Origin of the sequence: Bradyrhizobium sp. (assembly GCF_016462955.1) — a bacterium.
Classification (GTDB): domain Bacteria; phylum Pseudomonadota; class Alphaproteobacteria; order Rhizobiales; family Xanthobacteraceae; genus Bradyrhizobium.
In genome coordinates this window covers 1-5409 of the sequence record NZ_JAEMSD010000462.1, presented here as the reverse complement: position 1 = coordinate 5409, position 5409 = coordinate 1, and the positions used below count along the sequence as shown (strand labels likewise).

The following is a 5409-nucleotide window of genomic DNA, read 5'->3' as shown; positions in this document are numbered from 1 at the left end:
CCCCTGCATCCCAGCCATTTGCGATTGACGATGGTCCCGCTGCCGCTCGCATCGTAATCAGCACGTCGCGGCGATCTGCCGCGCCGGGATTGCTGCCTTGAACAAGCCTGTCCTCGTCTCAGAGGAAACGCTGACCGAGCCCGTCGTCGTCAGCGACGTGACGCCCGCCGCCGGCAAGGCGGCCGGGCCGGCTTACGTCGTGCTCACAGGCATCAGCGTCTCGCACTTCCTCAACGACACCATGCAGTCGCTGATCGCCTCGGTGTATCCGATCCTGAAGGACACCTACGCGCTCGACTTCGCCCAGATCGGCATGATCACGCTGGCGTTCCAGTTCACCGCTTCGCTGCTGCAGCCCGTGGTCGGGCACTACACCGACAAGAAGGCGCAACCTTATTCGCTGGCGATCGGCATGGCCTCGACCTTTTTCGGCCTGTTGCTGCTCAGCGCCGCGCATCAATATCTCGTCATCCTCGTCGCCGCCGCTCTGGTCGGCCTGGGCTCGGCGGTGTTTCACCCGGAGTCGGCGCGCATCGCGCGGCTCGCCTCCGGAGGTCGCTACGGCTTTGCGCAATCGGTGTTCCAGCTCGGCGGCAGTTTCGGCACCGCGATGGGGCCGGTGCTCGCCGCGCTCATCGTCGTGCCGTTCGGGCAGGGCAGCATCGCCTGGTTCTCCTCGATCGCCTTCCTCGCGATCCTCATCCTCTGGCGCATCGGGCGCTGGTACGCGCCGCAGATCGCGACGAAGCGGGCGGCGCCCGTCCACACCCAGCCGGGAGGGCCGAGCTCGCGCCGTGTCGCGGTGGCGCTCGCCGTGCTGGTCGCGCTGTTGTTCTCGAAGCAGCTCTACGTGTCGAGCCTGTCGAGCTATTACATCTTCTACCTGATCGACCGTTTCGGCGTGTCGACGCAGGCGGCCCAGATCTATCTCTTCGTCTTTCTCGCGGCGAACGCCGTGGGTGCGTTTCTCGGCGGCCCCCTGGGCGACCGCTTCGGCCGCAAGATCGTGATCTGGATCTCGATCCTCGGCGCGCTGCCGTTCACGCTCGCCCTGCCTTATGCGGGCCTCTACGCCAGCGCGGTGCTGTCGGTGATCATCGGCCTGATCATCTCCTCCACGACGTCGTCGATCATCGTGTTCGCGCAGGAGCTCGTGCCGCACCGCTTCGGCATGATCTCCGGCGTGTTCTTCGGCGTCGCGTTCGGCATCGGCGGCCTCGGCGCGGCCGTGCTGGGCAAGCTCGCCGACCACACCTCGATCGAGTTCGTCTACCAGGTCTGCGCCTATTTGCCGGCGATTGGCTTGCTTGCTGTGTTCCTGCCCAAGCTGCCCCGGCACGTGCGTTAACGCATTCTCTCCTGCCGCCTTGCGGCTTCACACATCGTTAGGGAATGCGGCGGGTGTGCCTCATTTTGCGCTGCATTTCTGCAGCGCTCGCGTCGCGCCCACGTGAACGGTGAGAAAAAATCAACCTTAAAAATTAGGGTTAAGTGGCGCTTAAACATTTGCTGGCATCGTCCGCCCGTGAGTTTCCAGAACGTGGGGCATCTGCATTTGCCTCACCGGCCATAAGGACGAAGCCAATGCGTAGCGTTAAGTCTCTCCTTGCCGCGGGCGCGGCGACCCTGATCTCTTCGATGGCGTTCGCCGCCGATATGCCGATCGCGGCGCCCCCTCCCATGTACGCGCCGCCGGCTCCGCCCGCCGACTTCGGCGGCTGGTATCTGCGTGGCGACATCGGCATGACCAACCAGAGCGCCAAGCGCATCGACAGCGCGACCGCAGCCGCATTCCCGACCACGACGACCGGCCTCGGCTTCGACTCCTCGCCGCTGTTCGGCCTCGGCGTCGGCTATCGCTTCAACAACTGGTTCCGCGGCGACGTGACCGGCCAGTATCGCGGCAAGGCCACCTTGCACGGTTCGGACACCGTCCTGCTCGGACCCGGCGACATCAACGTCAACAACTACTCCGGCAGCAAGTCGGAGTGGGTCGTCATGGCCAACGCCTATGTCGATCTCGGCACCTGGTGGTGCATCACCCCGTTCATCGGCGCCGGTGTCGGTGGCTCCTACAACAAGCTGACCGGCTTCCGCGACGACGGCGTCCGCTATACCGGCGGCGTGCTGTCCAACAGCGTCACCTACTTCGACACCAACGGGAAGTGGAACTTCGCCTGGGCCGCTCACGCCGGTCTCGCCTACAAGGTCAATCCCGGCTTCACGGTCGAACTGGCCTACAGCTACATGGACCTCGGCGATGCCGCCCCCGGCAACTTCCGCGCGTTCGACGGCAGCATCTCGGGGACCTCGACGATCAAGGTCAAGGACATCACCTCGCACGACATCAAGCTCGGCGTGCGCTGGGATCTCAACAGCCCGCCGGCCTACATGCCGCCGCCGCTGGTCACCAAGGGCTGATCGACACACCGATCGGTTAGGACTTCTTAACGGCGCGGGATCATCCCGCGCCGTTTTGCTTTGCGGATTTTTCATGGCGCGCAGCCACGAAAGTGCCTGGCGCAACCATTGGTTAAGGTTAACAGGCGATGATCATCGCAACAGTTCGGGTCCGATGGAGCGTGGTGATGCGTAGGGTGGTGTTGGCAGCGGCGATGTTGGGGACGGTGTCCGCCGCGAACGCGGCCGACATGCCGGATCTGCCGATCCTGCGTGGCAGCGTCTCCGAGGGTCTGTCGAGCACAAGGCACAATTGGGACGGCTTCTATGTCGGCGGCACCGCCGGCTACACGGCCGATTCCTCCGATTTCGGTCAGAGCGTGGTCGGCCTGACGAACTACATCTTCCGCGATAGCGTGCTCCAGGCGCCGACGTCGACGTGGTCGCTGCTGCAGAAGGCCAACACGCAAGGCGTCAACTTCGGGGGCTTCATCGGACGCAATTGGCAGTGGTACGATGCCATTCTCAGCCTCGAAGGCAGCTATACCTATTTCGACAACCTCTCGACGGGCTCGACGGGCTCCAACGCACTCGTGATCGTCAACCCGGCCGGTGAGGTAAGGCCGGCCGGCATCACCACCAACTATGCGGTGTCGCTCACCGGTACGGCCACGGCCCGGGTCAAGGACATGATCACGCTTCGTGGCCGCGTCGGTTGGGACGGTGGCCCCTTCATGCCCTACGCGTTCTTTGGCGCCGCCGTCGGGCGGATGGACGTCAACCGCACGGTGACGAGCGACGTGAGATTGCGCACGGATGTGACGACGACGGACGTCTTCGGCAACCAGAACACCACGCTCGGAGCGTGGCTACCCGTTCCGGCCCAGTCGGGGACACAGGGCCAGCACCGGACCAATACCTTCGCGGTGGGCTGGACCGCCGGCCTCGGTCTCGAATACTGCATTTGGGAAGGACTGTTCGCGCGCGTGGAATACGAGTACGTCAAGTTCTCGCCCGTCATGAACACGTCGGTGACGTTGAACAATGCGCGCCTCGGCGTCGGTTACAAGTTCTGACGCGGCGCTCACGCCGCCGTTGACAGCTTCGCTCCGTCCTGATGCTCTGTCGCTCCAAATGGGGCGGCAGCGATGAAGATCTACGGCGACGGCAATTCCGGAAACTGTCTGAAGGTCAAGTGGGTCTGCGACAAGCTCGCGGTGCCCTATCAATGGATCGAGATCGACACCCGCAAGGGCGAAACGCGCACGCCGCAATTTCTGAAGATGAACGGCGCCGGCCAGGTGCCGACCGTCGCATTCGACGACGGCCGCACGCTGGCACAGTCCAACGCCATCATCCGCTATCTCGCCCGCGGCAGCGCGCTCATCCCGCGCGACGCCTTCGCGGCGGCCAAGATGGACGAATGGCTGTTCTGGGAGCAGTACAGCCACGAGCCCTATGTCGCGGTGTGCCGCTTCCTCCTCGTCTATCTCGGCAAGGACGCCTCCGAGCTCGATCCTGAAAAAGTGAAGCGCGGCTATGCGGCGCTCGACCGCATGGAGCAGCATCTCTCCGATAGCCGCTTCTTCGCCGGCGACGCGGTTTCGCTCGCCGACGTGTCGCTGCTCGCCTATACGCGTGTCGCCCATGAGGGTGGTTTTGATCTCGGCCGCCATGCCTCCGTCCGCCGCTGGATCGGCGAAGCCGAGGCGTTTCTCGGTCTTCCGCCGGCGCGCTGAGGTGCGGAGTTGTCTGACATGAATGCCGAAGCCGTCTCCATTCGTCCCGCGCGCCGCGAGGACGTCGCCGCGATCGTGGCGATGCTCGCCGACGATCATCTCGGCCGCGCGCGGGAGCGCGTGGAGGATCCGTTGCCGGCTTCCTATTACGAGGCATTCGCGCGGGTCGAGCGCGATCCGAATCTCACGCTTGTGGTCGCCGAGAGCGCGGGCAGGGTGGTGGGCTGCCTGCAACTCGCGATCCTGCCGGGCCTGAGCGCGCAAGGCGGATCGCGCGGCCTGCTCGAGGACGTTCGCGTTGCCTCTGATTGCCGCAGCCGCGGCATCGGCGAGCAGCTGGTGCAGTGGGCGGTGACCGAAGCGAAGGCGCGCGGCTGCAATCTGGTCGAACTGCTCACGCATCAAACGCGCGTCGATGCGCAGCGCTTCTACAAGCGGCTCGGCTTCACCGCGAGTCACGTCGGCATGACTGTCCGCTTTTGAAGCAGCGCGGCCTGATTGCTGCGCCGTCAGCGAAATCGGGCTTCACATTCGTTCACGTTAAGAGCTGGTAAACTACCGCTGCGTCGTTCACCTTGATGAAGGAACGAACGGTGCTACGGGGGCATCTGACACCGGGCTCGGTTGGTTCGGGGATTTCGATGCCAAGCTATTCGATGATCAAGGTCGGCAACGGCTATGTCGTGCAGGCCAATGACAAATGCATTTTGAAGGTCGGTAGCCGCCGCAAGGCGGCGCAATTGATCAGCGATGCCACGGACCTGCTGAATGCGCTCGACGTCGTCGAATCCCCTGAGACTGCGCCGGAATCCCCATCACTGGCCCATGAGGCATCGGAACTTCCTTGACGGCCCTTTCCGATTCCCGTATCAGCCGCGGCGGGACACCTCCCCCCAACGGGAGGCTTACTATCTGGAAGGGTAGATCATGACTGTAGCGAAGCCCGCTTCGCGGCCGAACGTGCCGCATTTCTCTTCCGGCCCCTGCGCCAAGCGCCCCGGCTGGAACGCCCAAAATCTCAAGGACGCAGCTCTCGGCCGCTCGCATCGCGCGAAGATCGGCAAGACCAAGCTCAAGCTCGCGATCGATCTGACGCGCGAGGTGCTCGAGGTCCCCGCCGACTACCGCATCGGCATCGTGCCGGCCTCCGATACCGGCGCGGTCGAGATGGCGCTGTGGTCGCTGCTGGGTGCGCGTCCCGTCACCACGCTCGCCTGGGAATCCTTCGGCGAAGGCTGGGTCAGCGACATCGTCAAGGAATTGAAGCTCA

6 protein-coding genes and 1 pseudogene are annotated in these 5409 nt (G+C 64.2%); all 7 read left to right on the top strand.

The annotated features are described in order from the left end of the window. The first annotated feature begins 97 nt into the window (after positions 1 to 97). Positions 98 to 1348 (top strand): MFS transporter, encoded by a 1251-nt coding sequence (locus tag JHD07_RS31690; protein WP_291629310.1) that lies wholly within the window; start codon positions 98 to 100, stop codon positions 1346 to 1348. Between the two features lie 236 nt (positions 1349 to 1584). After that, positions 1585 to 2421 (top strand): outer membrane beta-barrel protein, encoded by an 837-nt coding sequence (locus JHD07_RS31685; RefSeq protein WP_291629308.1) that lies wholly within the window; start codon positions 1585 to 1587, stop codon positions 2419 to 2421. Between the two features lie 167 nt (positions 2422 to 2588). Further along, positions 2589 to 3476 (top strand): outer membrane beta-barrel protein, encoded by an 888-nt coding sequence (locus JHD07_RS31680; protein WP_291629306.1) that lies wholly within the window; start codon positions 2589 to 2591, stop codon positions 3474 to 3476. Positions 3477 to 3548: 72 nt separating this feature from the next. Beyond that, on the top strand, positions 3549 to 4139 hold the full coding sequence (locus tag JHD07_RS31675; RefSeq protein ID WP_291629304.1) for a glutathione S-transferase family protein: 591 nt from the start codon (positions 3549 to 3551) through the stop codon (positions 4137 to 4139). 18 nt (positions 4140 to 4157) lie between these two features. Continuing rightward, entirely contained in the window at positions 4158 to 4622 is a 465-nt protein-coding gene (locus tag JHD07_RS31670) for a GNAT family N-acetyltransferase (RefSeq protein ID WP_291629301.1), read from the top strand. 173 nt (positions 4623 to 4795) lie between these two features. Continuing rightward, positions 4796 to 4987: a hypothetical protein gene (locus JHD07_RS31665; protein WP_291629300.1), complete on the top strand. Its 192-nt coding sequence runs from the start codon at positions 4796 to 4798 to the stop codon at positions 4985 to 4987. Between the two features lie 79 nt (positions 4988 to 5066). After that, positions 5067 to 5409: pseudogene (locus JHD07_RS31660) on the top strand (phosphoserine aminotransferase); the annotation flags it as partial.

Excerpts from the sequence above, each read along its gene's own strand:
- JHD07_RS31685 (WP_291629308.1), top strand. The coding sequence starts at position 1,585 with ATGCGTAGCGTTAAGTCTCTCCTTGCCGCGGGCGCGGCGACCCTGATC.
- JHD07_RS31680 (WP_291629306.1), top strand. The coding sequence starts at position 2,589 with ATGCGTAGGGTGGTGTTGGCAGCGGCGATGTTGGGGACGGTGTCCGCC.
- JHD07_RS31675 (WP_291629304.1), top strand. The coding sequence starts at position 3,549 with ATGAAGATCTACGGCGACGGCAATTCCGGAAACTGTCTGAAGGTCAAG.
- JHD07_RS31670 (WP_291629301.1), top strand. The coding sequence starts at position 4,158 with ATGAATGCCGAAGCCGTCTCCATTCGTCCCGCGCGCCGCGAGGACGTC.
- JHD07_RS31665 (WP_291629300.1), top strand. The coding sequence starts at position 4,796 with ATGATCAAGGTCGGCAACGGCTATGTCGTGCAGGCCAATGACAAATGC.